This is a genomic window from Arthrobacter sp. SLBN-112 (assembly GCF_006715225.1).
Classification (GTDB): domain Bacteria; phylum Actinomycetota; class Actinomycetes; order Actinomycetales; family Micrococcaceae; genus Arthrobacter.
The window spans coordinates 617,283-643,838 of record NZ_VFMU01000001.1; the positions used below are offsets into that span (position 1 = coordinate 617,283).

The window sequence follows — 26,556 nt, forward strand, 5'->3', positions numbered from 1 at the left end:
CACGCACCCTTCGTCAACACGCAACACCCACTACCCATGCCTCCCGGGAGGAAACCCATGACTGCTTCTGTGAACACGCCCCTTAATTCACGCGGAAAACTCGCTGCATCTTTGCCTGCCGAGCAGCTGGCAGAGATCACCGCGTTGTTTGAGTTCCGGCGCACCGGCTACTCCCTCGATGCCCCCTTCTACACCGATCGCTCGATCTTCAACATCGACATGGAGGCCATTTTCGGCCGGCACTGGATCTTTGCCGCCAGCACCGCCGAACTGCCGGAGCCGGGCGACTACGTCACCGTCGATTACGGGCCCTACTCCCTGATTGTGCTGCGCAACGACGACGGCGCCGTGAACGTCCTGCACAATGTATGCCGCCACCGCGGTGCGCGCGTTCTCACCGAAGCTGCAGGGTCAACCGGAAACCTGGTTTGCGGGTACCACTCCTGGACCTACTCCCCGGAGGGCAATTTGATCCATGCCTCCGCGCCCGGGGAAACGAAGTTCGACAAGAGCTGCTTCGGCCTCAAGCGCGCCCACGGCCGCGAGGTCGCCGGACTTATCTTCGTCTGCATTGCGGATGAACCGCCCGCGGACTTCGACGAAACCGCAAAGATCTTCGAGCCCTACCTCGCGCCCCACGATCTCTCGAAGACAAAGATCGCCTACCAGCAGAACATCATCGAAGAGGGCAACTGGAAGCTCGTCATGGAGAACAACCGTGAGTGCTACCACTGTGACGGCCACCCCGAGCTCGCCTGCTCCCTCTTCCCCACCTGGGGCCTGACGGAAGGGCTGATCCCGGCGCACCTTGAGGAGGTATGGGACCGTAACAAGGAGGCTGAGGCCTCGCTCGAGGAGCGTTGCCGCCGCTACGGCCTTCCCTACGAGGTGGTGGAGCAGCTGGACACACGCATCGCGGGAATCCGCATTTCACGGGAACCACTCGACGGAGAGGGTGAATCGTTCTCCGCGGACGGGCGCAGGCTCTCCAAGAAGCTGCTGGGCGACTTGCCGGACTTCCGCCTTGGCCGCTGCTCGATGCACCTGCAGCCCAACAGCTGGTTCCACTTCCAGAGCGACCACGTCATCACGTTCGGTGTCTTCCCCATCAACGAACACCAGAGCCTGGTACGCACGACGTGGCTGGTGGCTGACGACGCCGTGGAAGGCGTGGACTACGACCTGGAGAAGCTCACCTACACTTGGAAGCAGACGAACCTGCAGGACAAGGCGTTCGTGGAGCTGTGCCAGCAGGGTGCCGGCAGTCCCGCCTACGAGCCCGGTCCCTACATGAAGAGCGAATACCAGGTCGAGGCATTCATCAACTGGTACGTGCAGCGCGTGCAGGAGCACTTGGCATGATTGAACTCCTCACCGAAACGGCAATCCAGGAACCACAGCGTATTCGCGGTCTTGAGATGCCGTGGAACAGGGTGATGGGAAGCCCGGAGACACCTGCCCGGGCAGCCCGTGCGCTGGGGCCATGGCACCCCCAGGAGTTCATGGCCGAATGTGTCGAGACCGTTCCCGAGGCCGGCGCCATGATGACCTTCGTCTTCCGGCGCTGCGACGGTGCGCCCCTGGCGTTCCGCGCCGGCCAGTACGTGAACGTCGCATTTCCCGTGAATGGCGAGGACCAGGAACCGGTGGATCGCAGCTACTCGCTGTCCAGTTCGCCCACGGAGCCGTGGACCTTCAGCATTACCGTCAAGTGCGACCCCACGGGATTGGTCTCGCCCTGGGTGCACGAGAACGTCAGACCCGGGACCATTCTTGAGATGCTGGGACCCGTGGGAGCCTTCCACCTGCCCGACGCCGACCGGCGGGCACGGTATCTCCTGCTTGCTGCCGGCGCAGGCATCACTCCAGTCATGTCCATGGTCCGGACCATCCACTCCCTGCCCGGGCACGCCGATGTTGTGGTGCTCTACCACGGCTCGGATGCTGGAGGCTTTGCCTTCCACCGGGAACTGGCCTATATCGCCTCCGTGGACTCTCGCTTCAAGGTCCACTACTCCCTGGGCGACCGTAGCGTACCGGAGCGGTGGGAAGGGCTTAGAGGAAGGCTGACGGCGGCCATGCTCGAGGAGGTGGCCCCCGATGCCAACGGCCGCCAGGTATACGCATGTGGTCCCGAGGGCTACTTGAACACCGCCACCGAGCTCCTCCAAAAGGTCGGCGTCGATGACACTTCCATCTACATGGAGTTCTTCTCGGGAGACCGCCAGACGCTCCTTGAATACCAGGCGGAGGTGGCGCTGGCAACGGACATTGCAGAGGAAATCGCCGAGGAAATCGCTGATTCCGCCGAGGACTACTTTGAAGGCCAGCCCGCAGCGTTCGGGCTCTACGAGCCCGGCTACGACGCCGACGGGACCCTGGAGGCCTCAGGGCTGCCGCTGGAAATCAGTGACCCGAAAGCACCCGGCTCCGACCCCGCCGTCGACAGCCCGGGCATGGAGCCGGAAGCCGGTTCCCCGGATGCCTCAAGCTTCGACACCGTGGGAACAGGCAGCCTCACCATGTCCTTCATGCGTACCGGCATCAATGTCCGGATCGACCCCACCGAGCACATCCTCGAGGTGGCCCAGCGTGCGGGTGTCAGGATCGGCGCGAACTGCAAGGAAGGCATGTGCGGCTCTTGCAAGGTCGTCAAGCTTTCAGGGGATATCGAGATGAACCACCAAGGCGGGATCCGGGCACGGGAAATCTCTGCAGGCAAGTTCCTGCCCTGCTGCTCCACGGCGCAGACGGACCTGGTGATCGATGCCTAGCCCCTGCTCCGAGCCACTGTCAAGGCGGAGCAGGGCAGCCCAGAAATAGGGCTTAAGACTTCAGAAAAACCTTGACACGCGATTGTGGTCCCGGCCACTCTGTTGCTTATAGCGAGACGTGTTGATCCTTGCGGAACAAACGACCGCGATGAAGGCACAGCTGGCCTTGCTTACTGAATGCCAGGAAGCCCGCGATCTTCCACCCGGCTTGGGGACGCCGGAGTACAGCACAGCCCATGAATTCAAACCAAAGGACTTGACATGGCTTTGAACAGCGACATCCGCCCGGATGCCCAACCCCACCTTGAGCTGGAGGAACCCAACCTCGTTTCCGCACCGGAGAACCTTCCTTCCTCCCACGAACCACATGACGTGGAGGACACCCAGCAGATCATGCAGGAACTCCGCCAGACCAAGGCCGAACAGGCTGTGGCACAACGCCGGAACCGTAAGCTCACCCTCGACAAGGCCACCTTTGGCATCACAGGCGTCCTGGCACTGGCCTTCGTGGCCTGGGGTTTCCTCGGCCGGGAGAGCCTGGCCGCCACGTCAACAGCCGCCCTCGGGTGGGTGATGGAGTACACGGGCTGGCTCTTTATGGTCCTGGCCTCGCTGTTCGTTGTTTTCGTCCTCTGGCTGGCCCTGGGCAAGTGGGGCAACATCCCCCTCGGCAAGGACGGGGAGAAGCCCGAGTTCCGGACCGTGTCATGGATTGCCATGATGTTTGCGGCCGGCATGGGCATTGGCCTCATGTTCTACGGTGTGGCCGAGCCGCTCTACCACTACATCTCCCCGCCGCCGGGAACGGTGGACGGCCGGACGCCGGCAGCCATCCAGACGGCCATGGCAACCTCCATTTTCCACTGGACCCTGCACCCCTGGGCGATGTACGCCGTCGTGGGCATTGCCATGGCCTACGGCACCTACCGCCTGGGCCGCAGGCAGCTGATCTCCGCTGCCTTTACCTCACTCTTCGGGCTCCGGGCAGTGGAAGGCCCCGCCGGAAAGTTCATCAACATCCTTGCCATCTTCGCCACGCTCTTCGGCACCGCCGCATCCCTGGGCCTCGGGGCCCTCCAGATCGGCAGCGGCCTGACCTCGAACGGCTGGGTCGGGGAAATCGGCACGCCGGTCCTGGTGGCCATCGTTGCCATCCTGACGGCGTGCTTCGTGGCTTCGGCCGTTTCCGGCATCAGCAGGGGCATTCAATGGCTGTCCAACATCAACATGGTGCTGGCCGTGGTCCTGGCGCTCATCGTCTTCATTGCCGGGCCTACCCTGTTCATCCTCAACCTCATCCCTGCCGCCGTGGGGGACTACGCGAGGGACCTCGCGGAAATGTCCTCCCGCACCGAGGCGGTAGGTGATGAAGCCCTGCGCAAATGGATGTCCGGCTGGACCATCTTCTACTGGGCCTGGTGGGTCTCCTGGACGCCGTTCGTGGGAATGTTCATCGCCCGCATCAGCCGCGGCCGCACCATCCGCCAGTTCGTGACGGGTGTCCTGCTGGTTCCCAGCATCGTCAGCGTCATCTGGTTCGGCATCTTTGGCGGCACGGCCTTCCACATCCAGCAGGAAGCGGACAAGGCGGGAACGCCGGGAATGGTGACCACAACCAACGGGGTCCCGAGCATCGACTTCGACGGGGCACTGTTCGACCTGGTGAAGAACATGTCCATGCCCGCCTGGCTGACCGCGGCCGTCATCGTCCTGGCCATGGTGCTGGTAGCCATCTTCTTCATCACCGGGGCCGACTCGGCGTCGATCATCATGGCCTCCCTGAGCTCCAACGGCGCCGCCGATCCCAAGCGCGGCCTGGTCATCTTCTGGGGGCTCCTCACCGGCGCCGTGGCCGCGGTCATGCTGCTGGCCGGCGGCGACGAACCGTCCGAGGCGCTCTCCGGCCTGCAGCGGATCACCATCGTGGCGGCCCTGCCGTTCGTGCTGGTCATGCTGTTGCTGTGCTTCGCCCTGGTCAAGGACCTCCGCCGCGATCCGCTCTCCCTCCGGCGCCGGCTGGCGGACTCCGTAGTGGAGCGCGCCATTCGCAGCGGCGTGGACCAGCACGGCGGCGCCCAGTTCGACCTCGTCACCAAGCATCAATGTGATCAGCGCTGTCAGGACGACAACCGCTGCGCGGCTTCCTCCGCTGACACCCAAGCCCCCGCAAAGAACCAGGAGTAGACCATGACCACAGTCCTCGAAGGCCGCCCCACCGGTAACGCGACAGTGGAGGCCGGCGACGTTGCCGGCGTCCGCGGTACCGACACCGCACAGTACGTCCTTACCCTTGCCTGCCCGGAGCGCCCCGGAATCGTCCGGGCCATCACCGCCTTCCTTGCTGACCGCGGCTTCGACATCGTTGAACACCAGCAGTTCGATGACCACATGAGCGGCAAGCTCTACCTGCGCACGGCCTTCACCCCGGGAGACAAGGAAGTTTCCGCAGAAGGCCTGAGCGCTGAGTTCGCCACCGTTGCAGATGAATTCGGCATGGAGTTCACCATCCACGACGGCCGCCCTCAGCGCGTTCTGGTGATGGTCTCAAAGTTCGGCCACTGCCTCAACGACCTGATCTTCCGCTGGCGCGCCGGCAGCCTGGGTGCGGAGATCGCCGTCGTGGTGTCCAACCACGAGGACCTCCGCCCCATGGCGGAAGCTGCCGGCCTGCCGTTCATCCACGTCCCGGTGACTGCTGATACCAAGCCCGAAGCTGAAGCGCGCCTGCTGGAACTGGTGGAGGAGTACCAGGCAGACCTGGTGGTCCTGGCCCGCTACATGCAGGTACTCTCGGACAGCCTCAGCAAGACCCTCCGCGGCCGCGCCATCAACATCCACCATTCCTTCCTGCCCGGGTTCAAGGGTGCCAAGCCTTACCACCAGGCCTATGACCGCGGCGTGAAGCTCATCGGAGCCACCGCGCACTACGTGACCGCAGACCTGGACGAAGGCCCGATCATCGAGCAGGAAGTGTTCCGGGTGGACCACAGCCTGGACCCTAACGCACTGGTCACGGTCGGCAGGGACGCCGAATCCCAGGCTCTGTCCCGCGCAGTTAAGTGGCACTGCCAGCACCGGGTCCTGCTCAACAACACCCGCACCGTCGTCTTCCGCTAACGCCAACGCCCGCCAAGCAAAACAGGAGAACAACACCCATGAGCGCATCACCACGCGTTGTCATTATCGGCGCCGGCATTGTCGGAACCAACCTTGCCGACGAACTCGCTGCCCGCGGTTGGACCAACATCACTGTGGTGGAACAGGGCCCGCTGGAACTTGCCGGCGGCTCCACGTCGCACGCGCCGGGCCTGGTGTTCCAGAACAACCAGTCACGGACCATGACCGAATTCGCCACCTACACGGTCAACAAGTTCCTCTCCCTGAGCAAGGACGGGGAGTCCTGCTTCAACCAGGTGGGCGGCCTGGAACTGGCCACCACCCCCGAACGACTGGCCGATCTCCACCGCAAGATGGGCGTGATGACCTCCTGGGGAGTCGAAAGCCGGATCGTCGATGCCGACGAATGCGAAAAGATCTACCCCCTCCTGAACACCGGCAAGCTCACCGGCGGCCGCGAGGTCCTGGGCGGCCTGCTCATCCCCACCGACGGCCTGGCCCTGGCCGCCCGTGCGGTGCAGCTGCTGATCGAGCGCTCCAGCGAGGCCGGCGTGACGTACCAGGGCAACACCACCGTCACCGGCATCGCCCAGGAGGGCGGCAAGGTCACGGGTGTGGAAACGTCTGAGGGTTTGATCCCGGCGGACATCGTGGTGTCATGCGCAGGTTTCTGGGGCCGTGAACTCGGCAAGATGGTGGGCCTCGAAGTCCCGCTGCTGCCCCTGGGCCACCAGTACGCCGTTACCACCCCGCTGCCCGAACTTGAGGGCGTCAACGAGCTTCCCAAGGGTGCGAGCAAGCCCATCCTGCGCTACCAGGACAAGGACCTGTACTACCGCGAATGGGGCGACCGCATCGGTATCGGAAGCTACGCCCACCGTCCCATGCCGGTGGATATGTCCGCCCTGCCAAAGGTTTCCGCAGAGGAAATGTCGGACCACCGCATGCCCTCCCGCCTGGATTTCACCCTGGAAGACTTCCTGCCCGCTTGGGAGGACAGCCAGGACCTGCTGCCGGCGCTGCGCAGCTCCGCGATCGAGGACGGCTTCAACGGCATTTTCTCCTTCACCCCCGACGGCGGCCCGCTCATGGGCGAGGCGCCCGACCTCGAAGGCCTGTTCGTGGCCGAAGCCGTCTGGGTCACGCACTCAGCCGGCGTGGCCAAGGCAATGGCGGAGCTGCTGGTGGAAGGCCGGTCCCGCACGGACCTGCACGGCTGCGAGCTGACCCGTTTCGAGAAGGTACAGACCTCCGACGCCTATGTCAGCGAAACCTCCCAGCAGAACTTCGTGGAGATCTACGACGTGATGCACCCGCTGCAGCCCAGGGAATCCCCGCGGGACCTGCGCGTCAGCCCGTTCAACGTGCGGCAGAAGGAGCTGGGGGCGTTCTTCCTGGAGTCCGCAGGCTGGGAGCGGCCGCACTGGTTCGAGGCCAATCGCGGGCTGCTCGAGGAACTGCCGGCAGAGTGGCAGACGCCTGAGCGCGACTCCTGGTCCGCCATGTTCTCCTCCCCCATTTCCGCAGCCGAAGCGTGGAAGACGCGTACCGCCGTCGGACTATACGACATGACGCCCCTGAAGCGGCTCTCCGTGGTGGGCCCGGGCGCGCAGGCGCTGCTGCACCGGCTCAGCACGGGCAACATTGCCAAGAAGCCCGGTGCCGTGACGTACTGCCTGCTGCTGGAGCACGACGGCGGCATCCGCAGCGACGTGACTGTCGCACGGCTGGCGGAGGAGGACTTCCAGCTGGGCGTCAACAGCAACGTCGACTTCGATTACCTGCGGGTGGAGGCGCGGAAGCAGTCCGCCGCCGATCCCTCCCAGTGGGTGCATGTTTCGGACATCACCGGCAGCACCTGCTGCATCGGACTGTGGGGCCCGCTGGCCCGCGAGGTCATCGGCAAGGTCAGCGCCGACGACCTCACCAATGACGGCTTGAAGTACTTCCGCACCAAAGAAATCTCGGTTGGTGGCATCCCCGTCACGGCCATGCGCCTCTCCTACGTGGGCGAACTCGGCTGGGAGCTCTACACCACCGCCGAGTACGGGCTCAGGCTCTGGGATCTGCTGTTCGAGGCAGGCCAGGAGCACGGCATTATCGCCGCCGGCCGCGGGGCGTTCAACAGCATGCGCCTTGAGAAGGGCTACCGGCTGTGGGGCACGGACATGACGTCCGAGCACCACCCGTACCAGGCCGGCCTGGGCTTCTCGGTGGCCAAGGACAAGACCGGGTTCGTGGGGGCGGAAGCCCTGGCGGCCCTGCGGGAACAGCCCGCCGCCAAGACGCTGCGCTGCCTGACGGTCGACGACGGCACGTCCATCGTGCTGGGCAAGGAACCGGTGTACGTGGCCGGGGAAGCCGTGGGCTACGTGACCAGCGCGGCGTACGGCTACACCGTGCGCAAGCCGATCGCCTACGCCTGGCTGCCCTCCTCCGTGTCCGAAGGCGACAGCGTGGAGATCGAGTACTTCGGCAAGCGGGTGGCCGCCACCGTCACGGCCGAACCGCTGTTCGACCCGGGCATGGAGCGCCTCCGCGGCTGATTGTTGGGGGGAGGGCACGACATTGCCCGTGGGCTCCCGCTCGCAGGTCGAGGCCCGCGGTTAAATGTCGTACCCTCCCGCGATGATATTGGTATGCGAAAAGCGGCGGTGGCGAAGGCGTTTGCGGACATCAAGGCTGCCCTTGCTGTGCTCAACGCGGAGGTGGATGGGTGTGGTTCGGAGCCGTTCTCGGCTGCTGATCCGTTGGCCGGGCTGGCGGATGGGTGCCTGGACATTCTCGCCGGTGCCCGGGAGGTGGAAGCCGGGTTCGCAGGGTTGAAGGCCCGTGCTGCCGTGAAGTACGCGGACACCGCCCACGCCCTGGCGCCCGATATGCCGGTGCAGGCGCAGGAAATGGCCGTCGCGGCTGAAATCGGGGCAGTGCTGGTCATTGGGGCTCGGGCCGCAGGTTCATTCCTGGCCGCTTCCCATGCGGTGAACACCACGTTGCCACTGACACTCTCGGCCCTGCAGGCCGGAACAATCTCCTGGCAGCATGCCCTGGCCCTGGCGGACGAGACTGCCGCCCTTGACCCCGCCGGCGCCGCTGCCCTGGAGGCCCACTTCCTCGACCCGGACACACCCCGGCCTGCCACCGCGGCAACGATCGGGGAAATACCCGCGCACCGGCTCCGAATCAAAGCCCGGACCTGGCGCGAACGCCACCACGCAGAATCAATTGAGAAACGCCACGCCAAGGCCGTGGCGGACCGGCGCGTCGACTACAGGCCGGACCAGGACGGCATGGCCTGGCTCTCGGCCTACATCCCCGCCGACCAGGCATTGGCGGGCTGGAACCGGCTCGACGCACTCGCCCGGACCGAACAAGGACCCGACGAGCCCCGCACCCTCACCCAGATCCGGGCCGACCAGTTCTCCTCAGCGATCCTCACCAGCGGAACCAATAGCGGTACCAGCGACAGGGCAGGCGCAGGAACGGATACCACCCCTTCGTCGTCGATCCGGGCCCAGGTCCTCGTCACCGTGCCGGTATTCGCACTCATGGGCCGGACCGATGAGCCCGCCATGCTGGACGGATTCGGCCCCATCCCGCCGTCCATGGCGAGGGACCTGGTCGCGGAGGGAGCTGATTCGTTCCACCGCGTCCTGGTCGACCCGCGGGACGGGGCGCCCCTGGAAATCGGCAGGACCAGGTACCGGGTGACCAAGGCGATGCGGAACTGGCTCCGGCTGCGGGACGGCAAGTGCCCCTTCCCCGGCTGCAGCAACAACTCCCTGGACAACGAAGCGGACCACCTTCTCGCCTGGCACCACGGCGGCACCACAGGAGTATCGAACCTCGGTCAGCCGTGCCCGAAACACCATAGACTCCGGCACGCCAGCGGCTGGAAACCAACACCAGCCACCAAAACCGAACCACCCGGCTGGATCTCACCAAGCGGGCGCCACTACAAAAGCGAACACCAGGACTGGGAACCACCCCACTGGCCGGACGAACTGATCCCGGAACTGAAGCGCCTCTACGGAGCAACCGTTGGGTTTACCGACTTTGCTTACATCGGACTGTCCCCGGCAGAAGAGGGCTTGGCACGGTTCCTCCAGGCCCCACCCGCCTGATCGGCCGAAGGGCGGATGAATCGCAAGGATGAGTCGATACCTTGTGTCTCTCGCGCCTGTCTCTCGCGCCGGTTTCAGCGGGCTCAAACAACGCGGGTTGGGACGGGTGCAACCATCGTGTCCTGGGTGTCTGGCGGCATAACGTTGCCTCGTCCTGCAACTGGTGCTTGGCTGGAGGGATGGCTGATGACGCGATTTCCAAGAACATTTCGGACGACGAGCATCTGCGGCAGGATGTCGCGCCGGAGTCGGAGGGAGAGCCCCAGGACGATCAGAACAGCGGATTCATGCCCGGGCAAACCAACGCCGGCCAGCAGGTGGGCGGGCTTGCCTCGGCCGGCGGCTATGGCCAGGACCTGGATCCCGAGGCAGAGCCCGACAGCAACAACCCCGTATAAGCGGCGGCCCAAGGGACAGAAAAGCGACGGCGACCTTCGGCACGTGCCGAAGGTCGCCGTCGCCGTTCTGGCTGTTTGAGACGAAGCTCAGCGCGGACTACACCGCCGCGGCAGGCTCCAGCTCCTCTGAAGAAGCCTGTGCGGCGTCTTCAGCAAGGTGCGGCTCGAAGCGGACGAACATCGCCTTGAAGCCGGGGGTGTTGGACACCCGGGCCACGTTTTCCTTGTGGACCAGGGCGTTGGCTTCCGGGAAGTAAGCGGCGGCGCAGCCCTTGGCGGTGGGGTAGGCCACCAGGCGGAACTTGTCTGCCCTGCGGTCCACGCCGCCGAAGGTGCTCACCACGTCCACCAGTTCGCGGTCCTGGAAGCCCTGCTCCGCAAGGTCTTCAGGATGGATCAGGATCACACGGCGGCCGCCGGAGATGCCCCGGTAGCGGTCATCCAGGCCGTAGAACGTGGTGTTGTACTGGTCGTGGCTGCGGATGGTCTGCAGCACCAGATGCCCGGGCGGCGGCGTGAGGTACTCCAGCGGGCTGACCGTGAACCGGCCGCGGCCGATGTCCGTGGCGAAGGAGCGGGTGTCGCGCGGCGGGTTGGGCAGCACGAACCCGTTCTTGGTCCGCACCCGGGCGTTGAAGTCCTCGAAGCCGGGCAGGACGCGGGCGATGTGGTCCCGGATGACGTCGTAGTCCTCGGCCATCCCTTTCCAGTCCACGGGGTGGTCCGGGCCGAAGGCGGCCTCCGCCATCCGGGCCACGATCACAGGCTCGGCCAGCAGGTGCTCCGAGACCGGGGTGAGCCGGCCCTGGGTGGAGTGGACCACGGACATGGAGTCCTCCACGGACAGGAACTGCGCGCCCTTGGGGTGCTTGTCGTCCCTGTCTGTCCGGCCCAGGGTGGGCAGGATCAGCGAGGTACGGCCGTGCACGATGTGGGAGCGGTTGGGCTTGGTGGAGATATGCACGGTCAGCCCGATCCGCTGCATCCCCGCTTCCAGGGCCTCGGTGTCTGAGCAGGCCAGCGAGAAATTGCCGCCCATGGACACGAACACGTCCACCTCATCGCGTTCGAACGCCTCCATGGACTCCACCGCGTCGTAGCCGTGGTGCCGCGGGGAAGTGATCCCGAACTCCGTATCCAGCGCTGCGAGGAGCCATTCCTTGGGCTTCTCCCAGATACCCATGGTCCGGTCGCCCTGGACGTTGGAGTGGCCGCGGACGGGGCAGGCACCGGCGCCGGGCTTGCCGAAGTTGCCCTGCAGCAGCAGGACGTTGACCATTTCCTTGATGGTGTCCACGGAGTGCGGCTGCTGCGTCACGCCCAACGCCCAGCAGAAGATCGAGGCCTTGGAAGCCACCAGCATGGACGCGACTTTTTCGATCTGCCCACGGTCCAGGCCGGTGGCCGTCTCCGTTTCGTCCCAGTCCAGGGTCCGGCGGGCTTCGCGGTAGGCGTCAAACCCGTCCGTCTGCGCGGCAATGAAGGAATGGTCGACGACGGTCCCGGGGTTTTTCTCCTCGGCCTCCAGCAGCAGATGGCCCAGTGCCTGGAACAGGGCCAGGTCACCGCCCACCTTGATCTGCAGGTACTCATCAGCCAAAGGTGTGCCCCCGCCCACCACGCCGGAGACGGTCTGCGGGTCCTTGAAGTTGAACAGGCCGGCCTCGGGCAGCGGGTTCACGGCCACCACTTTGCCGCCCTTGTCCTTGCACTCCTTCAGGGCGGACAGCATGCGCGGATGGTTGGTACCCGGGTTCTGCCCCACCACGAAGATCAGTTCGGCGTCATGAATGTCGTCCAGGGAGACCGTGCCCTTGCCGATGCCGATGGTCGGATTCAGGGCCGAGCCGGAGGACTCGTGGCACATGTTGGAGCAGTCCGGCAGGTTGTTGGTGCCCAGGGACCGCGCGAACAACTGGTACAGGAACGCGGTCTCGTTCGCCGTGCGGCCGGAGGTGTAAAAGACGCACCGGTCCGGGGTGCTGGCGCGGACGTGTTCGCCGATCAGTTCGAACGCGTCGGCCCAAGAGATCGGCGAGTAGTGGGTCTCCCCCTCGCGGATGACCACCGGCTCGGACAGCCGGCCCTGGTTGCCCAGCCAGTACTCGGTCTTCTCCGACAGCTCCGCAATGGAGTGCTTGGCCCAGAACTCCGCGCCCACGGTACGGAGGGTGTTCTCCTCGGCCACCGCCTTGGCGCCGTTCTCGCAGAACTCCGCTGTCTTGCGTTTCTTGTCCGATTCCGGCCAGGCGCAACCCGGGCAGTCGAACCCGCCGCGCTGGTTCAACCGGAGCAGCGAGTGCGCCGTGCGGGTAACCCCTGCCTGCGCCACCGCGCGCTCCAGGGCCACCATGACGGCCTTGACCCCGGCAGCTTCGGTCTTGGGCTTGTGGACTTCGAGGTTGTCCTCATTGATGTCCGCAACGGGGGCGGGCTGCTTTCCGAACTTCATTGTTCCAACTTCCTTACCGGCTTATGCTGTTCGACCGCCAGTGAAAGGCGCGCCGGGTGTTCCCGGCGCGCCTTTCACTGGCACTTCATTGACTTCCCGCTGGCTACTGCCTGACCTTTGCCAGCGTTTCCTGCTCGGCGGCGATGGTGGTGCTGTCACCGTGGCCGGTGCGCACCACGGTTTCGCCCGGAAGCGTCAGCAGCCGTTCACGGATGGACTTCAGGATGGTGGGGTAGTCGCTGTAGGAGCGCCCCGTGGCACCCGGGCCGCCGTTAAACAACGTGTCCCCGGTGAAGACCGTCCCCTCGCTCTCCAGGTAGAAGCAGGTGGATCCGGGCGAGTGGCCGGGCGTGTGGATGGCGAGCAGGGTTGCTCCACCCACCTCGAACACGTCACCGCCGGCGTGGTAGCGGTCAGGCTTTGCGTCGGGGTACACCTGCTCCCACAGGACCAGGTCCTCCAGGTTCAGGTAGATCGGGGCGCCCAGTGCCCCGGCCACCTCGCGGGCAGCGCCAATGTGGTCGTTGTGCGCGTGCGTGAGCAGGATGGCCTTCACCTTGCGGCTGCGGACCTGGTTGATGATCGCGGCAGCGTCGTGGGGGGCGTCGATGATGACGCATTCCTCGTCATTGCCCACAATCCAGACGTTGTTGTCCACATCCCAGGTGCCGCCGTCGAGCGAGAACGTGCCCGAGGTGACCAGGTTTTGAATCGTGACACTCATGCGGACGCCCCGGCCGCCTGGATCTCCACCACGGAACGCAGCACCTTGCCTTCGTGCATCTTGCCGAAGGCTTCCTCCACCTGGTTGATGGAGATGCGCTCGGACACGAACGCGTCCAGGTCCAGGTTGCCCTGCTTGTAGTGGGACACCAGCATGGGGAAGTCCCGGGAGGGCAGGCAGTCGCCGTACCAGGAGGACTTCAGCGACCCGCCGCGGCCAAAGACATCCAGCAGCGGCAGCTCGAGGCTCATTTCCGGCGTGGGGACGCCGACCAGGACCACGCGGCCGGCCAGGTCACGGGCGTAGAAGGCCTGCTTGTACGTTTCGGGACGGCCGACGGCGTCAATCACCACGTCTGCTCCGTGACCTCCGGTGAGGGCACGGATGGTTTCCACGGCGTCCTCCTGGCGCGAGTTCACGCCGTGGGTGGCACCCAGGGACTTGGCCATCTCAATCTTGTTGTCGTCGATGTCCACGGCGATGATCGTCGTCGCACCGGCCAGCCTGGCCCCGGCGATCGCCGCGATGCCCACGCCGCCGCAGCCGATCACTGCCACGGACTCGCCGCGCTTGACCTCTCCGGTGTTGATGGCGGCGCCGATGCCCGCCATGATGCCGCAGCCCAGCAGGCCCACGGCCGCGGCGTCAACATCTGCGTCCACCTTGGTGCACTGGCCGGCGGCAACAAGCGTCTTCTCGGCGAACGCACCGATGCCCAGGGCCGGCGAGAGCTCCGTTCCGTCCTCCAGGGTCATCTTCTGCGTGGCGTTATGGGTGTTGAAGCAGTACTGCGGCTGGCCTTTGGCACAGGCCCGGCACTCGCCGCAAACCGCACGCCAGTTCAGGATGACCCGGTCACCGGGCGCCACAGAGGTGACGTCGGGGCCGACAGCACTGACCACACCCGTGGCCTCGTGTCCCAGCAGGTAGGGGAAGTCATCACCGATGCCGCCCTGCTTGTAGTGCAGGTCCGTATGGCAGACACCGCAGGTAAGGATGTCCACCAGGGCCTCCCCCGGGCCCGGATCGGGCACCAGGATGGTTTCCAGCGACACCGGGGCGTTCTTCTCTTTGACTACAACTGCCTGGACTTTGTGAACCATGGTCCTTGTGTTCCTTTCCTGGATCCGGCCGGATCCGGTGAGTCGGCACCAAGTGCCAATGTAGCTGACGAGCACTCCCGGATACCGCCCCATTCCGCTGTCCGCGCGTGCGGACAATTGCGTATTACACAACAGGATGCGTATACCGCCTACTGCGAATATGGCAGGGGCTACCGTCGCTGTCAATAGATATATCAGTCTCCGGGCAGTTGTTCGCCAGCCGCCGCGAGCCCGTTTTTCCGTGTGCTCCATTACCGCCAGCCCTACCCGACCGCATTACGTGCAGCAAATTGCGGGCAGTAGGCTGGATGGTATGGCTTTTGAAGAATCTCCTGCCGAGCGGCGCGAAGTGACTGTCCGCCGGGCGCCCAAGTACGTTCCCTTCCTGGTCCTGGGTGCGCTGGCGGGTGTTGCTGCAGCCGCGGTAGTGGCCTATGCGGTGCCGGGCGATGAGACCTTCGACCCGGGCGCGGTGTTCGGATTCTTCATGGTGATGTTTGCGGCAGGCGGCGCAATCCTGGGTGCCGCACTGGCTCTGGTCCTAGACCGCCGCAGCGTGAAGCGGCAGGAGAAAGCCGTGGTGGAGGCCGTCCCGGATTCGGAGCCGGACACGGATCCCCAGGCTTAGCAAGTCACAAACCAGCGGCCGGAAAAGTCGTACCCCATATCGTGAGATAATCGACCAGTGGCACGCGGCGATGGAAAACTTTCCCATGATCTTCTCCCCGGCGAAAAAGGCCCGCAGGACGCTTGCGGCGTCTTCGGCGTCTGGGCCCCAGGCGAAGAAGTAGCAAAACTTACCTATTACGGGCTGTATGCACTGCAGCACCGCGGTCAGGAGTCGGCTGGCATAGCTACCAGCGACGGCAAGCGGATCAACGTCTACAAGGACATGGGCCTTGTGTCCCAGGTCTTCGACGAGACCACGCTGAACACCCTGACCGGGCACCTGGCCGTCGGCCACTGCCGCTACTCCACCACCGGCGCCAGCCACTGGGCCAACGCGCAGCCCACCCTGGGCGCCACTGCCACCGGCACAGTCGCCCTGGCACACAACGGCAACCTGACCAACACCGCCGAGCTCAACGCCATGATCACCGAGCGCAATGGCGGCCAGCTCACCGGCGAAATGAAGCAGGGCAACACCTCGGACACCGCCCTGGTCACCGCTCTCCTGGAGGGCGAGCCGGGCAAGACCCTGGAGGAGACCGCCACCGAACTGCTGCCCAAGATCAAGGGCGGCTTCTGCTTCGTCTTCATGGATGAAGGCACGCTCTACGCTGCCCGTGACACCTTCGGCATCCGCCCGCTGGTCCTGGGCCGCCTGGAGCGCGGCTGGGTGGTGGCCTCCGAGCAGTCCGCCCTGGCCACCGTGGGTGCCAGCTTCATCCGGGAGATCGAGCCGGGCGAGTTCATTGCCATTGACGAGGACGGCGTGCGGTCCAAGCGGTTCGCAGAGCCGACGCCGGCCGGTTGCGTTTTCGAGTACGTCTACCTTGCGCGCCCGGACGCCGCCATTGCCGGCCGCTCCGTCTATGAGTCCCGCGTGGAGATGGGCCGCCAGCTGGCCCGCGAGAACACGCAGCAGGCGGACATCGTCATCCCCGTGCCGGAATCCGGAACCCCCGCTGCCGTGGGCTACGCCGAGGAATCCGGCATCCCGTTCGCACACGGCTTCGTCAAGAACTCCTACGTGGGCCGTACCTTCATCCAGCCCTCCCAGACCCTGCGCCAGCTGGGCATCCGACTCAAGCTCAACGCCCTTGAGTCCGTGATCCGCGGCAAGCGCGTTGTAGTGGTGGATGACTCGATCGTCCGCGGCAACACGCAGCGCGCCATCGTCCGGATGCTTCGGGAAGCCGGCGCCGCGTCGGTGCACGTGAAGATCTCCTCCCCTCCGGTGCAGTGGCCCTGTTTCTACGGCATCGACTTCGCCTCCCGCGCTGAGCTGATTGCCAACGGCGCCACCATCGAGGAGATCTCCCAGGCCATTGGCGCCGACTCGCTGGCCTACATCTCCGAGGACGGCATGATTGACGCCACCCGCCAGCCGCGCGAGCGTCTCTGCACCGCCTGCTTCACCGGCAAGTACCCCATCAAGCTCCCGGACGCGGACAAGCTGGGCAAGAACTTGCTGGAGCGCACAGACCTGGGCGGCCTGAAGCCTTCCCCGTCCGCGCTTCCCGGCGAAACCGCCGCCCTGGCCATTGACGCCACCGAGGACCCCGCCGAGAAGGCCGGCGCCACCGGCTGCGATCCGGGCCCGGACTCCGAATTCGAGAACCTGCTGACCGAAGCCGACCTTGTGCCCGACGTACCCGCCGCCACCAGCGCCGACAAGAAAGAGTCCGTATGACTTCCGCTAACACCGCCGCAGAGAACTCCGGCATCACCTACGCCTCCGCGGGCGTGGACGTTGAAGCCGGGGACCGCGCCGTCGAGCTCATGAAGGATGCCGTCAAGGCAACCCACAACTCCTCGGTGATCGGCGGGGTGGGCGGCTTCGCCGGCCTCTACGATGTCTCCAGGCTGCTGACCTTCAAGAAGCCGCTGCTGGCCACGTCCACCGACGGCGTGGGCACCAAGGTTGCCATCGCCCAGGCCATGGACATTCACGACACCATCGGATTCGACCTGGTGGGCATGGTGGTGGACGACATCGTGGTGGTGGGCGCCGAGCCGCTGTACATGACCGACTACATTGCCTGCGGCAAGGTGGTCCCGGAGCGCATCGCGGGCATTGTCCGCGGCATTGCCGCCGCCTGCTCCGTTGCCGGCACCGCCCTGGTTGGCGGCGAGACCGCCGAGCACCCGGGCCTGTTGGGCGAGCACGAATACGACGTTGCCGGCGCAGCCACCGGCGTCGTCGAGGCCGATGCACTCCTGGGCCCGGACCGTGTCCGCGCCGGGGACGTGGTGATCGGCATGGCCTCATCCGGCCTGCACTCCAACGGCTACTCCCTGGTCCGCCGTGTCATCAACCACGCCGGCTGGGCCCTCGACCGGCAGGTATCCGAACTCGGCCGCACCCTGGGCGAGGAACTCCTCGAGCCCACCCGCGTCTACGCCGCCGACTGCCTTGACCTGGCCCGCACCTTCCCGGTCAGCGCCGGCGCGGCCGTTCACGGCTTCAGCCACGTCACCGGCGGCGGCCTGGCCGCGAACTTGGCCCGCGTCCTCCCCCGGGGCCTCGTGGCCACCGTGGACCGCGCCACCTGGGAACTGCCCGCCATCTTCAAGCTGGTGTCCGAACTCGGCAACGTGCCCCTGGCGGACCTGGAGCGCACCCTGAACCTCGGCGTCGGCATGGTGGCCATCGTGTCCCCCGAAGCCGCCGACGCCGCAGTTTCCCGCCTGAACGACCGCGGCCTGCCGTCCTGGATCATGGGCACCGTCACCGAGGATTCAGACTCCATCCTCAAGTCCGGCCCGGACTACGTCCAGGGCGCCAAGGGCGTGGACGGCGGAGCAGTACGCCTGGTCAACGCCTACGCCTAAGACCCTCCATCGAGTGCTCCGCACTTGTCGTTTTCACCCCTGATAACGACATCTACGGAGCACTCGATGTGTTTAAGCGGCCGGTTCAACCCTGCACTTGGATGAGGTTGAGGATTCCACCCTGGGGGTCCTCGATGGTGGCCAGTGATCCTGGAGCCGGATGGTCATCCGGCTCCACCAGCACTTCGCCGCCTGCTGCCATGGCGGCCGCTGCCGCCGCCGCAATATCGGCCGCGCCAAAGTAAATCTGCCAGTCGGCTTCCTCGTCTTCGTCGGCAGGGACAATGCCTGCCACCTCACTGCCGCCGATCAGCAACGTGCTGTAGCTGCCGCCGTCGTGCTGAGGATACTCGGTGACACCGTGGCCGAACAGCTGCTGGAAAAAGCCGATGGCCGCCTGCGGCTCGGGCGTGAAGAGTTCAGCCCAGGCCAAGGCGCCGGGCTCGTTAAAGAGATGGCTGCCGTAGTGGGTGCCTGCCTGCCATATCCCCGTGGTCCCGCCGCCGGGCGGGACCAGGAAGCCCAGCACGCCGGTGTCGCCCACCCTCTCGGGCCCGAACTGTACGGTACCCCCGGCATGGCCGGCTTCCTGCAGCAGTTCCGCGGCGTCCGGGACCGCAAAGTAGACGTTCCACTCGGCGGCAGTCCCGGCTTCCAGCTGCAAGGGATTCTGCGGCGCTATGGTGGCCACCAGCTGCCCGCGGACAAAGGCCTGCGCGTAGCTGCGGCCGTCCGGGGTGGGGAAGTCCTGGTAGGTCCAGCCAAAGAGCCGTCCATAGAAGTCTTTGGCGGCAGCAACATCGGGGGTCTGCAGATCCGCCCAGCAGGGCTCGCCGCTGGCGTATGTGGTCCGAACAGTCATGCGGTCAGGTTACCAACCAACACGGAAAGCCCGCTGCCCTACCGGTAATCCGGTATGGCAGCGGGTTCCGTGAAGTAAGCGGTCACCCGAAACCGGGTATCAAAGAGGAGGTCGGCACATTCCCTGGATCCACACAGCAGCTCCTGCAAAATCAGAATGTGCTTTCGCGCCACAGCAGCCGGGCCCGGGGGCCACAGCAGGCTTGCGACAACTAACCGATGCGACGGTGGTCTACCTCGTCGTCATCGTCATCCAAATCATCCGCGTACTTATCCACATAAGCCGAATAATCCGGTTCGACCGGTTCATTCGAGTAATGGCTCGTTGAACGGCTGCCCGGGCCCGTCAGCTCACGCTGAAGTGCCGAGTAGTCAGTGTTCGGGGAGTAATACTTAATGTCCCGAGCCTGCTTGGTAGCTTTTGCCTTTTGACGGCCGCGCCCCATGGCGTGACCCCCTTTTGTACTTGGACCGGAGGTGGTCACCTTGGCGATCGGTGAGGCCCCGGAATGTTTGGTCAATTTGTCGTACACCTAGATTACATGCTTTCGGCGGGTCCCGCTTGCCGCCTCGAGGTCCGGACGGCCGGGTGGGGTACCATGACGCACCTCCACCCGCGGGATTCCGGCATTTTTCTTCGGTAGAGTCACTTAGGAACTGCCGATTTTATCTGGCCTTTGGCGAGCCGCGGAACCAAAACCCAGGAGGATGCGAACCCGTGAACCACCAGGACATCCCGCCCAAACCGGCCTCGCCCCCGCAGACCGGAAGCGTGCCAAAGATCCAGGGCGGGACTGGCCCGGCCCCCGCTCCGGAATCCGTCACCTGGTCCCAGCCCCGCCACGATCCCGCCCCGGAAAAACGCGCCAACAGGAAGCCCGCCATGTGGAAGGCGCTTCTCGTCGTCGTCATCCTCGCCGTAGCAGGCTCACTGGTATGGCTTGCCGTCTGGCTGAATTCTTCACCGGGCAGCGAGGCGGCAAAGAAAGACGCACAGGGAGTGCTGCAAACCGCCGTGACGCCGCCGGCCACTCCCCAGCCCCTTCCCCGGGAGGGTGTTGCACCCGCTGCCTACGCGGTCGGTGACTGCTTCAAGGATTTCGATCCGCAGGCCCTCGCATCCACCCTGGTGCCGTGCGACACCGGCCACTCAGCCCAGCTCGTTGCCACTCTCCGCTACCCGGACAGCGCTGAGTATCCGGGCGCCGAGCCGCTGAAGGCCAAAGCCCTGGAAGTCTGCCAGGCGGCGAAGCTCGGTCCGGCCGCCAAGCAGTTCCAGCTCAACTACCAGCGCAGCTTCCCCAGCAGCACCAGCTGGGAATCCGGCGACCGCAGGGTGGATTGCTACGTCGCGGCCGACACCGGCAATGTGATTAACGCAAGCGTGCTGCCCTGACGGTTCACCCGCCAGGGCAGCACGGCCCGCACCACAACGCCGGCCGCTAGTCCTTCCGGCGGACCGACAATCCGGAACTGGGGGCACCGGTCATGGTGTCCACGTTGCCCTCGGTCAGTTCGCCGAAGTCCGGCGCCGTATCAACCAGCACGGTGTCGCCGTCGCTGATCTCACCGGCGAGGATGGCCTTGGCCAGGCGGTCGCCGATCTCGCGCTGCACCAGGCGGCGCAGCGGCCGGGCACCGTAGGCGGGGTCGAAGCCGGACAGCGCCAGCCACGCCTTGGCGCCGTCGGTGACATCGAGGGTGAGCCGCCGTTCGTGCAGCCGCCGCCCCAGTTCGGCCACGTGCAGCTCCACGATGTGGGCCAGTTCCTCCACCGTGAGGGCGTCGAACAGCACCACTTCATCGAGCCGGTTGAGGAACTCCGGCTTGAAGGACGCGTTCACCGTGGCCATGACGGCATTGCGCTTGGCCTCGGCGTCCAGGGACTGGTCCACCAGGAACTGGCTGCCCAGGTTGGAGGTGAGCACCAGGATCACGTTGCGGAAGTCCACGGTGCGGCCCTGCCCGTCGGTGAGGCGGCCGTCGTCGAGCACCTGCAGGAGGATGTCGAACACCTCGGGGTGCGCCTTCTCCACTTCGTCCAGCAGCACCACGGAGTAGGGACGACGGCGGACGGCCTCGGTCAGCTGCCCGCCTTCCTCGTAGCCGACGTATCCCGGAGGCGCCCCCACCAGCCGCGCGACGCTGTGCTTCTCGCCGTACTCGGACATGTCGATCCGCACCATGGCGCGTTCGTCGTCGAACAGGAAGTCCGCCAGGGCCTTGGCCAGCTCGGTCTTGCCCACGCCGGTGGGGCCCAGGAACAGGAAGGAACCCGTGGGCCGGTTGGGGTCGCTGATGCCGGCGCGGGCACGCCGGACGGCGTCTGACACAGCGGCCACCGCCTTGCTTTGGCCGATGAGCCGCCTGCCGAGCTCCTCCTCCATGTGCAGCAGCTTCTGGCTTTCGCCCTGCAGCATGCGGCCGGCGGGGATGCCGGTCCAGGCCGAAATGACCTCGGCGATGTCTTCCGCCGTCACTTCCTCCGCCACCATCTGGGCGGACTTGTCCGTCACGGCAGCCTCGGCCTCGGCGGCGGCGTTCAGTTCCCGTTCCAGCGCCGGGATTTCCCCGTAGAGGATGCGGGAGGCGGCCTCCAGGTCGCCTTCGCGCTGGGCCTTGTCCGCGGCGGAGCGCAGCTCATCCAGCTTGGCCTTCAGGTCACCCACCCGGTTCAGGCCCGCCTTTTCGGCCTCCCACCGGGCGTTGAGCGCGGAAAGTTCCTCTTCCTTGTCCGCCTTGTCGGCCCGGAGCGCGGCCAGCCGTTCCACGGAGGCGGCATCGGTCTCGCCCTCCAGCGCGAGCTCTTCCATGGTCAGCCGGTCCACCTGGCGCCGCAGCTGGTCGATCTCCTCCGGAGCGGAGTCGATCTCCATGCGCAGCCGGGACGCGGCCTCGTCCACCAGGTCGATGGCCTTGTCCGGCAGCTGGCGGCCCGAGATGTAGCGGTTGGACAGGGTGGCTGCCGCCACCAGGGCGGAGTCCGCGATGGACACTTTGTGGTGCGCCTCGTAGCGCTCCTTGAGGCCGCGGAGGATGCCGATGGTGTCCTCGACGCTGGGCTCGCCCACGTACACCTGCTGGAAGCGGCGTTCCAGGGCTGCGTCCTTTTCGATGTTCTCGCGGTACTCGTCCAGCGTGGTGGCACCGATCAGGCGCAGCTCGCCGCGGGCCAGCATGGGCTTGAGCATGTTGCCGGCATCCATGGAGGAATCACCAGTGGCGCCGGCACCCACCACGGTGTGGATCTCATCGATGAAGGTGACGATCTGGCCCTCGGAGCCCTTGATCTCCTCCAGTACCGCCTTCAGCCGCTCCTCGAACTCACCGCGGTACTTGGCTCCGGCCACCATGGACCCGAGGTCCAGGGAGATGAGGGTCTTCCCGCGCAGGCTTTCCGGGACGTCGCCGGCCACCATCCGCTGCGCAAGGCCTTCCACTACTGCGGTCTTGCCCACGCCGGGTTCGCCGATGAGTACCGGGTTGTTCTTGGTGCGCCGCGAGAGGACCTGGACCACGCGCCGGATTTCGGAGTCGCGGCCGATCACGGGGTCCAGTTTGCCGGCGCGGGCCATGGCGGTGAGGTCGGTGCCGTACTTCTCGAGTGCCTGGAACGTATTTTCGGGATCCGGGCTGTCCACCTTGCGGTCGCCGCGGACCCCCGGCAGGGCAGCCAGGAGCGCTTCGCGGGAGGCGCCGGCGTCGCGCAGCAGGCGGGCCGCGGCATCGTTGCCGGCCGAGAGGCCCACCAGGAGCACCTCGGTGGAGACGAAGGAATCGCCCAAGCGGTCCGCCTCCTCCTTGGCATGCTGGATGGCCTGCAGGGCGGGCCGGGACAGCTGCGCCTGCTGGCTTGAGCCGCCGGAAGTGGCGGGCAGGGCCTTGATGGCGCTGCTGGCCTGGACGCTGACGGCATCGGGATCGGCACCGGTGGCGCGCAGCAGCGCGACGGCGACGCCCTCACGCTGGTCCATCAGCGCCTTGAGGAGGTGGGCCGGTTCCACCTGCGGGTTCCCGGCCGTCGAGGCGTTCATTGCCGCGGCGGAAAGAGCCTCCTGGCTCTTGGTGGTGAATTTGACGTCCAAAGAGAGCTCCTTTCGGGGGCTTGTTGACTAAGTTGAGTCTACTACGCTCAACTTTGGACGACGAGGTCCATTAGCCATGTTTGCCCAGGGCGAAATACCTGTCCAGAGCCGGAGGTCCCGCCGCCCTAGGTTCCGTATACGGACACGGCGGCGGCCTTAACCACGAAGTGCACCGCCATGCCGGGAACAAGTCCCAGGTCCGCGGAGGCGGCAGGGGTGATGTCCGCGGCCAGGCCGCCCGCCCGGACGCGGATCTGGTCGCCGTGCGGCTCAAGGTCCGTAATGGTGACGGCGAACGAGTTCCGGGGGCTGCCGTGCGCGTCGTTGAGGAACACGGAGACGGCCGACGGCGGGAAGACAGCGACGCCGGGACCCTGCGGCCTGGGCAGCGGGACAGGTTCGCCGTGCGGGCCTGGTTCCGGAGCCCAGGATTCGTCATCATGGCCGGTGATTGTGAGTCCCTCGTGGGTCCGCACCCCTGCGCCGTCCAGGGTGCCCGGAATAAAGTTCAGCCCGGCGAGTCCGGCAGCAAAGGAACTGCGTGGCCGTTCCAGTACGGCGCGGGTTGGGCCTTCCTCTACGATCCGACCGTCCTCCAAAATGACCACCCGGTCCGCGAGCATCAGTGCATCCAGCACGTCATGGGTGACGATGATGGCCTGCCGTCCGGCAAGGACCCGCTTGAACAGGCGGCGCAGCAGCGGGGCGGAGTGGATATCCAGGGCCGCCAGCGGCTCGTCGAGCAGGAGGAGCGCCGGGTCGGCGGCCAGTGCACGGGCCACTGCCACGCGCTGGGCCTGGCCGCCGGAGAGTTGGGCGGGACGCCGTGCGGCCAGGTCCCCGGCTTCGACCTCAGCCAGCCAGCGCCGGGCCTGCTCCTCCGCCGCCCGTTTGGGCATGCCGGCGCTGCGGGGGCCGAAGGAAACATTGTCCAGGGCGCTCAGGTGGGGGAAGAGCAGGGGTTCCTGGGCAAGCAGGGCGGTCCCGCGGTGGTGCGGCGCCGCCCACGTGCGCTTTCCGCCGTCGAGGTCGAAGAGCGTCCTGCCGTTGAGTTGGGCCTGGCCGCCGTCAGGCCGCAGCAGTCCCGCGATACTGGCCAGCAGGGTTGATTTGCCGGCGCCGTTGGGCCCCATCACGGCCACGGTTTCGCCCGGCGCCACCGTCAGGGCCACGTCGAAGCCCCGCCCGGCCAGCACTGCCTGGAAGGACAACGTCACCGGACGTCCCCTCCTGCCGGGGCCGGCGTCGTCGTCCGTTGTCCTGCTTCGGCACGGCCCACACCCGGGCGCCGGTACGCAAGCGCAACCACCGCCACGGCCACGGCCACCAGGACCAGGGACAGGGCGACGGCGGCGTCCGGGTCCGTTTCGCGCTGCAGGTAGATTTCCAGCGGCAGGGTCCGGGTCACCCCCTGCAGGCTGCCCGCGAAGGTCAGTGTGGCGCCGAACTCGCCCAGGCTGCGGGCGAAGGACAGGACGGCGCCGGAAGCCAGCCCGGGCAGGACCAGCGGAAGGGTGACGCGCCGGAACACCGTGCCGGGCCGGGCGCCCAGCGTCGCCGCCACGGCCTCGTACCGTGAGCCGGAGGTCCGCAGTGCGCCCTCGAGGCTCACCACCAGGAACGGCAGCGCAACGAACGTCTGCGCCAGGACCACCGCCGTGGTGGAGAACGCGATCTGCAGGCCGAGCACATTCAGCGTCTGCCCCAGCAGCCCCTGCCGGCCGAACGTATAGAGCAGGGCAATACCGCCCACCACCGGGGGCAGCACCAGCGGCAGGAGCACCAGCGAGCGCAGCAGCCCCTGCAGGCGGAAGGTATCCCGGGCAAGCACCAGGGCCAGTGGAACTCCCAGCACAATGCACAGCATGGTGCTCGCCGCCGAGGTCCGCAGGCTCAGTCCCAGCGCGGTCAGTGACGACGCGGAAGTCACCAGCGGAAGGAATTGCGCCCAGTCCACGCGGAGCACCATGGCCAGCAGTGGAAGCACGACGACGACAGAGGCCAGGACGGCCAGGGCGCGGACCCAGGCGGGGATGCCTGAGTAGGCCGGACGTGGGGTGGGCAGGCGTGCCGGCGGTGGGCCGGCTTGCTGACGGGTCATGTGCTGCTTCCGTTACCGGGGGTGGGCGGGCCGAATCCCGCAGCCGCGAGAACCTCTTGCCCTTCCCGGCTGGTCACCAGGTCCAGGAAAGCCCGGGCGGTGGCCCTGTTCCGGCTGCCGGCAACCCCGGCGATGGGGTAGATGTTTACCGCGCTTCCCGACTCCGGGAACTGGATGCCGGCCGCCTTGGATCCGGCGGCTTTGATGTCCGTGCCGTAGACCAGGCCGGCGTCGGCCTCGCCGGAGGTGACCTTGCCCAGGACGTCGGTGACGGCGTTTTCCTCACTGACCGGATTCAGGCCCACTCCAGCAGTCTCCGCCGCCTTGGCCGCGGCTGCCCCGCAGGGCACCTGCCTGGCGCAGGTGACCAGTTTGACGCCTGGCCGGGCAAGGTCCTTGAACCCCGTGATTCCCGCCGGGTTGCCCGGCGGCACTGCGATGGCAAGGGTATTGGTGGCGAAGTTCCGGGGCGCGCCCTCCGTGAGGCCGTCGTCCTGCAGCTTCTGCATGGTGTCTCCGTCGGCCGCGGCGAACACGTCCGCGGGTGCTCCCTGGCTGATCTGGCTGGCCAGGTCCGAGGACCCGGCGAAGCTCAGGGTGACCGCGGTGCCAGGGTTTTCGGCCTCGAAAGTGTGGGCGAGCTGGGTGAAGGTGGCTTTGAGGGAGGCGGCGGCGAAAACGGTGATGGTGCCGCCTGGCTTGGCGCCGGAGCCGGCTCCCGGAGCGCTGCCCGTTGGTGCGCAGCCGGAGAGGAAGGCGGCCAGCAGCAGCACGGCGGCCGGCAGGATGCGTCCCCGGGTCATGCGGTGGCCCGGCCCTTCGGGGATTCGATAATGACCGTTGTTGCCTTGACCACCGCGGTGGCCACCGAGCCGGGCTCCAGGCCCAGCTCGCGCACGGCTTCGCTGCTCATCAGCGAGACCACCCGGAACGGCCCGCACTGCAGTTCCACCTGCGCCATGACCTTGTCCGTGATGACGTTGGTGACCAGGCCCACGAACCGGTTCCGCGCCGAGCTGCTGCCGCTCTTGGGGTCGTCGGGAAGCTGGGCCTGCTTCTGCGCATGCGTTGCCAGCTCCAGTCCGTCCACGGCGAGCCGCCCGGAGTCGTCCCGGAGCGGTGTCAGCGTTCCGTGCTCCGTCCAGCGCCGGACGGTATCGTCGCTCACGCCCAGAAAACGGGCAGCTTCAGAAACGCGAATGAGGGCCATGCTGTGATTCTAATCCGCAGAAGCGGAGATACGCCTAGCTTCAGCAGGTATTTGAGGATTCCGGCCGGCTACGTCGTTTCCGGTCTGGGCACCAGGGGCGCCGCTAGAC

The 26,556-nt window shown here is 66.3% G+C and carries 21 protein-coding genes; 11 read left to right on the top strand and 10 right to left on the bottom strand.

Annotated elements, in window-relative coordinates; all coding sequences use genetic code 11:
- Positions 1-57 precede the first annotated feature (57 nt).
- The 7 genes from FBY33_RS02960 (at position 58) to FBY33_RS02990 (ending at position 10,413) form a co-directional block, all read left to right on the top strand.
- Entirely contained in the window at positions 58-1,362 is a 1,305-nt protein-coding gene (locus FBY33_RS02960; RefSeq protein ID WP_142029231.1) for an aromatic ring-hydroxylating oxygenase subunit alpha, read from the top strand.
- Positions 1,359-2,774 (top strand): ferredoxin reductase, encoded by a 1,416-nt coding sequence (locus FBY33_RS02965; RefSeq protein WP_142029232.1) that lies wholly within the window; start codon positions 1,359-1,361, stop codon positions 2,772-2,774. Before FBY33_RS02960 ends, FBY33_RS02965 begins: the two co-directional genes overlap by 4 nt.
- A 261-nt stretch (positions 2,775-3,035) precedes the next feature.
- Positions 3,036-4,958: a BCCT family transporter gene (locus tag FBY33_RS02970; RefSeq protein ID WP_142029233.1), complete on the top strand. Its 1,923-nt coding sequence runs from the start codon at positions 3,036-3,038 to the stop codon at positions 4,956-4,958.
- 3 nt (positions 4,959-4,961) lie between these two features.
- Complete coding sequence (purU, locus tag FBY33_RS02975) at positions 4,962-5,891, top strand: formyltetrahydrofolate deformylase (protein WP_142029234.1); 930 nt, start codon at positions 4,962-4,964, stop codon at positions 5,889-5,891.
- A 38-nt stretch (positions 5,892-5,929) separates the two neighbouring features.
- Complete coding sequence (locus FBY33_RS02980; RefSeq protein WP_142029235.1) at positions 5,930-8,437, top strand: GcvT family protein; 2,508 nt, start codon at positions 5,930-5,932, stop codon at positions 8,435-8,437.
- A gap of 93 nt (positions 8,438-8,530) precedes the next feature.
- Positions 8,531-10,015: an HNH endonuclease signature motif containing protein gene (locus FBY33_RS02985; RefSeq protein ID WP_142029236.1), complete on the top strand. Its 1,485-nt coding sequence runs from the start codon at positions 8,531-8,533 to the stop codon at positions 10,013-10,015.
- Between the two features lie 179 nt (positions 10,016-10,194).
- Positions 10,195-10,413, top strand: a complete 219-nt coding sequence (locus FBY33_RS02990; RefSeq protein ID WP_142029237.1) for a hypothetical protein — start codon at positions 10,195-10,197, stop codon at positions 10,411-10,413.
- 97 nt (positions 10,414-10,510) lie between these two features.
- Here the strand turns inward: FBY33_RS02990 and FBY33_RS02995 are convergent, their stop codons facing one another.
- The 3 genes from FBY33_RS02995 to FBY33_RS03005 all read right to left on the bottom strand — a co-directional run bounded on the left by FBY33_RS02995 (position 10,511) and on the right by FBY33_RS03005 (position 14,692).
- Entirely contained in the window at positions 10,511-12,865 is a 2,355-nt protein-coding gene (locus tag FBY33_RS02995; RefSeq protein WP_142029238.1) for an FdhF/YdeP family oxidoreductase, read from the bottom strand.
- Between the two features lie 103 nt (positions 12,866-12,968).
- On the bottom strand, positions 12,969-13,589 hold the full coding sequence (locus FBY33_RS03000; protein ID WP_142029239.1) for an MBL fold metallo-hydrolase: 621 nt from the start codon (positions 13,587-13,589) through the stop codon (positions 12,969-12,971).
- The gene (locus FBY33_RS03005) at positions 13,586-14,692 is read right to left on the bottom strand and encodes an S-(hydroxymethyl)mycothiol dehydrogenase (RefSeq protein ID WP_142029240.1); all 1,107 of its coding nucleotides are present in this window, start codon (positions 14,690-14,692) and stop codon (positions 13,586-13,588) included. The genes FBY33_RS03000 and FBY33_RS03005 overlap by 4 nt, the downstream gene beginning before the upstream one ends.
- Before the next feature lie 313 nt (positions 14,693-15,005).
- Here FBY33_RS03005 and FBY33_RS03010 point away from each other — a divergent pair, with 313 nt between their 5' ends.
- From FBY33_RS03010 to purM, 3 genes are read left to right on the top strand one after another with little or no spacing between them, the layout of a single operon-like run.
- On the top strand, positions 15,006-15,320 hold the full coding sequence (locus tag FBY33_RS03010) for a hypothetical protein (protein ID WP_142029241.1): 315 nt from the start codon (positions 15,006-15,008) through the stop codon (positions 15,318-15,320).
- A 57-nt stretch (positions 15,321-15,377) separates the two neighbouring features.
- Entirely contained in the window at positions 15,378-17,048 is a 1,671-nt protein-coding gene (gene purF / locus FBY33_RS03015) for an amidophosphoribosyltransferase (protein ID WP_142029242.1), read from the top strand.
- Positions 17,045-18,190 carry a phosphoribosylformylglycinamidine cyclo-ligase gene (purM, locus tag FBY33_RS03020; protein ID WP_142029243.1) on the top strand — a complete coding sequence of 382 codons (1,146 nt, stop codon included), beginning with the start codon at positions 17,045-17,047 and terminating at the stop codon, positions 18,188-18,190. The genes purF and purM overlap by 4 nt, the downstream gene beginning before the upstream one ends.
- Before the next feature lie 85 nt (positions 18,191-18,275).
- Here purM and FBY33_RS03025 read toward each other — a convergent pair whose 3' ends face one another.
- Positions 18,276-19,052 (bottom strand): VOC family protein, encoded by a 777-nt coding sequence (locus tag FBY33_RS03025; RefSeq protein ID WP_142029244.1) that lies wholly within the window; start codon positions 19,050-19,052, stop codon positions 18,276-18,278.
- Positions 19,053-19,263: 211 nt separating this feature from the next.
- A complete protein-coding gene (locus tag FBY33_RS03030; protein WP_142032484.1) occupies positions 19,264-19,497 on the bottom strand; it encodes a DUF3073 domain-containing protein in 234 nt (77 codons plus the stop codon).
- Positions 19,498-19,769: 272 nt separating this feature from the next.
- Here FBY33_RS03030 and FBY33_RS03035 point away from each other — a divergent pair, with 272 nt between their 5' ends.
- Entirely contained in the window at positions 19,770-20,447 is a 678-nt protein-coding gene (locus tag FBY33_RS03035) for a septum formation family protein (RefSeq protein ID WP_142029245.1), read from the top strand.
- Between the two features lie 46 nt (positions 20,448-20,493).
- On the opposite strand, the gene clpB is transcribed toward FBY33_RS03035, so the two are convergent.
- The 5 genes from clpB to FBY33_RS03060 form a co-directional block, all read right to left on the bottom strand.
- Positions 20,494-23,136 carry an ATP-dependent chaperone ClpB gene (gene clpB / locus FBY33_RS03040; protein ID WP_142029246.1) on the bottom strand — a complete coding sequence of 881 codons (2,643 nt, stop codon included), beginning with the start codon at positions 23,134-23,136 and terminating at the stop codon, positions 20,494-20,496.
- A gap of 125 nt (positions 23,137-23,261) precedes the next feature.
- Entirely contained in the window at positions 23,262-24,353 is a 1,092-nt protein-coding gene (locus tag FBY33_RS03045; RefSeq protein WP_142029247.1) for a sulfate/molybdate ABC transporter ATP-binding protein, read from the bottom strand.
- On the bottom strand, positions 24,350-25,237 hold the full coding sequence (locus tag FBY33_RS03050; protein ID WP_142029248.1) for an ABC transporter permease: 888 nt from the start codon (positions 25,235-25,237) through the stop codon (positions 24,350-24,352). Before FBY33_RS03050 ends, FBY33_RS03045 begins: the two co-directional genes overlap by 4 nt.
- Positions 25,234-26,040 carry a molybdate ABC transporter substrate-binding protein gene (gene modA, locus FBY33_RS03055; protein WP_142029249.1) on the bottom strand — a complete coding sequence of 269 codons (807 nt, stop codon included), beginning with the start codon at positions 26,038-26,040 and terminating at the stop codon, positions 25,234-25,236. The genes FBY33_RS03050 and modA overlap by 4 nt, the downstream gene beginning before the upstream one ends.
- Positions 26,037-26,447 (bottom strand): TOBE domain-containing protein, encoded by a 411-nt coding sequence (locus FBY33_RS03060; protein WP_142029250.1) that lies wholly within the window; start codon positions 26,445-26,447, stop codon positions 26,037-26,039. The genes modA and FBY33_RS03060 overlap by 4 nt, the downstream gene beginning before the upstream one ends.
- Positions 26,448-26,556: the final 109 nt, after the last annotated feature.

What these genes read in the sequence shown, in the direction of transcription:
- FBY33_RS03005 (WP_142029240.1), bottom strand. Translation starts at nt 14,692, where the DNA reads ATGGTTCACAAAGTCCAGGCAGTTGTAGTCAAAGAGAAGAACGCCCCG.
- FBY33_RS03025 (WP_142029244.1), bottom strand. Translation starts at nt 19,052, where the DNA reads ATGACTGTTCGGACCACATACGCCAGCGGCGAGCCCTGCTGGGCGGAT.
- FBY33_RS03010 (WP_142029241.1), top strand. Translation starts at nt 15,006, where the DNA reads ATGGCTTTTGAAGAATCTCCTGCCGAGCGGCGCGAAGTGACTGTCCGC.
- purU (WP_142029234.1), top strand. Translation starts at nt 4,962, where the DNA reads ATGACCACAGTCCTCGAAGGCCGCCCCACCGGTAACGCGACAGTGGAG.
- FBY33_RS02965 (WP_142029232.1), top strand. Translation starts at nt 1,359, where the DNA reads ATGATTGAACTCCTCACCGAAACGGCAATCCAGGAACCACAGCGTATT.
- purM (WP_142029243.1), top strand. Translation starts at nt 17,045, where the DNA reads ATGACTTCCGCTAACACCGCCGCAGAGAACTCCGGCATCACCTACGCC.
- FBY33_RS03030 (WP_142032484.1), bottom strand. Translation starts at nt 19,497, where the DNA reads ATGGGGCGCGGCCGTCAAAAGGCAAAAGCTACCAAGCAGGCTCGGGAC.
- modA (WP_142029249.1), bottom strand. Translation starts at nt 26,040, where the DNA reads ATGACCCGGGGACGCATCCTGCCGGCCGCCGTGCTGCTGCTGGCCGCC.
- FBY33_RS02995 (WP_142029238.1), bottom strand. Translation starts at nt 12,865, where the DNA reads ATGAAGTTCGGAAAGCAGCCCGCCCCCGTTGCGGACATCAATGAGGAC.
- FBY33_RS02990 (WP_142029237.1), top strand. Translation starts at nt 10,195, where the DNA reads ATGGCTGATGACGCGATTTCCAAGAACATTTCGGACGACGAGCATCTG.
- FBY33_RS02960 (WP_142029231.1), top strand. Translation starts at nt 58, where the DNA reads ATGACTGCTTCTGTGAACACGCCCCTTAATTCACGCGGAAAACTCGCT.
- FBY33_RS03060 (WP_142029250.1), bottom strand. Translation starts at nt 26,447, where the DNA reads ATGGCCCTCATTCGCGTTTCTGAAGCTGCCCGTTTTCTGGGCGTGAGC.
- FBY33_RS03000 (WP_142029239.1), bottom strand. Translation starts at nt 13,589, where the DNA reads ATGAGTGTCACGATTCAAAACCTGGTCACCTCGGGCACGTTCTCGCTC.
- FBY33_RS02970 (WP_142029233.1), top strand. Translation starts at nt 3,036, where the DNA reads ATGGCTTTGAACAGCGACATCCGCCCGGATGCCCAACCCCACCTTGAG.
- FBY33_RS02980 (WP_142029235.1), top strand. Translation starts at nt 5,930, where the DNA reads ATGAGCGCATCACCACGCGTTGTCATTATCGGCGCCGGCATTGTCGGA.
- FBY33_RS02985 (WP_142029236.1), top strand. Translation starts at nt 8,531, where the DNA reads ATGCGAAAAGCGGCGGTGGCGAAGGCGTTTGCGGACATCAAGGCTGCC.
- FBY33_RS03050 (WP_142029248.1), bottom strand. Translation starts at nt 25,237, where the DNA reads ATGACCCGTCAGCAAGCCGGCCCACCGCCGGCACGCCTGCCCACCCCA.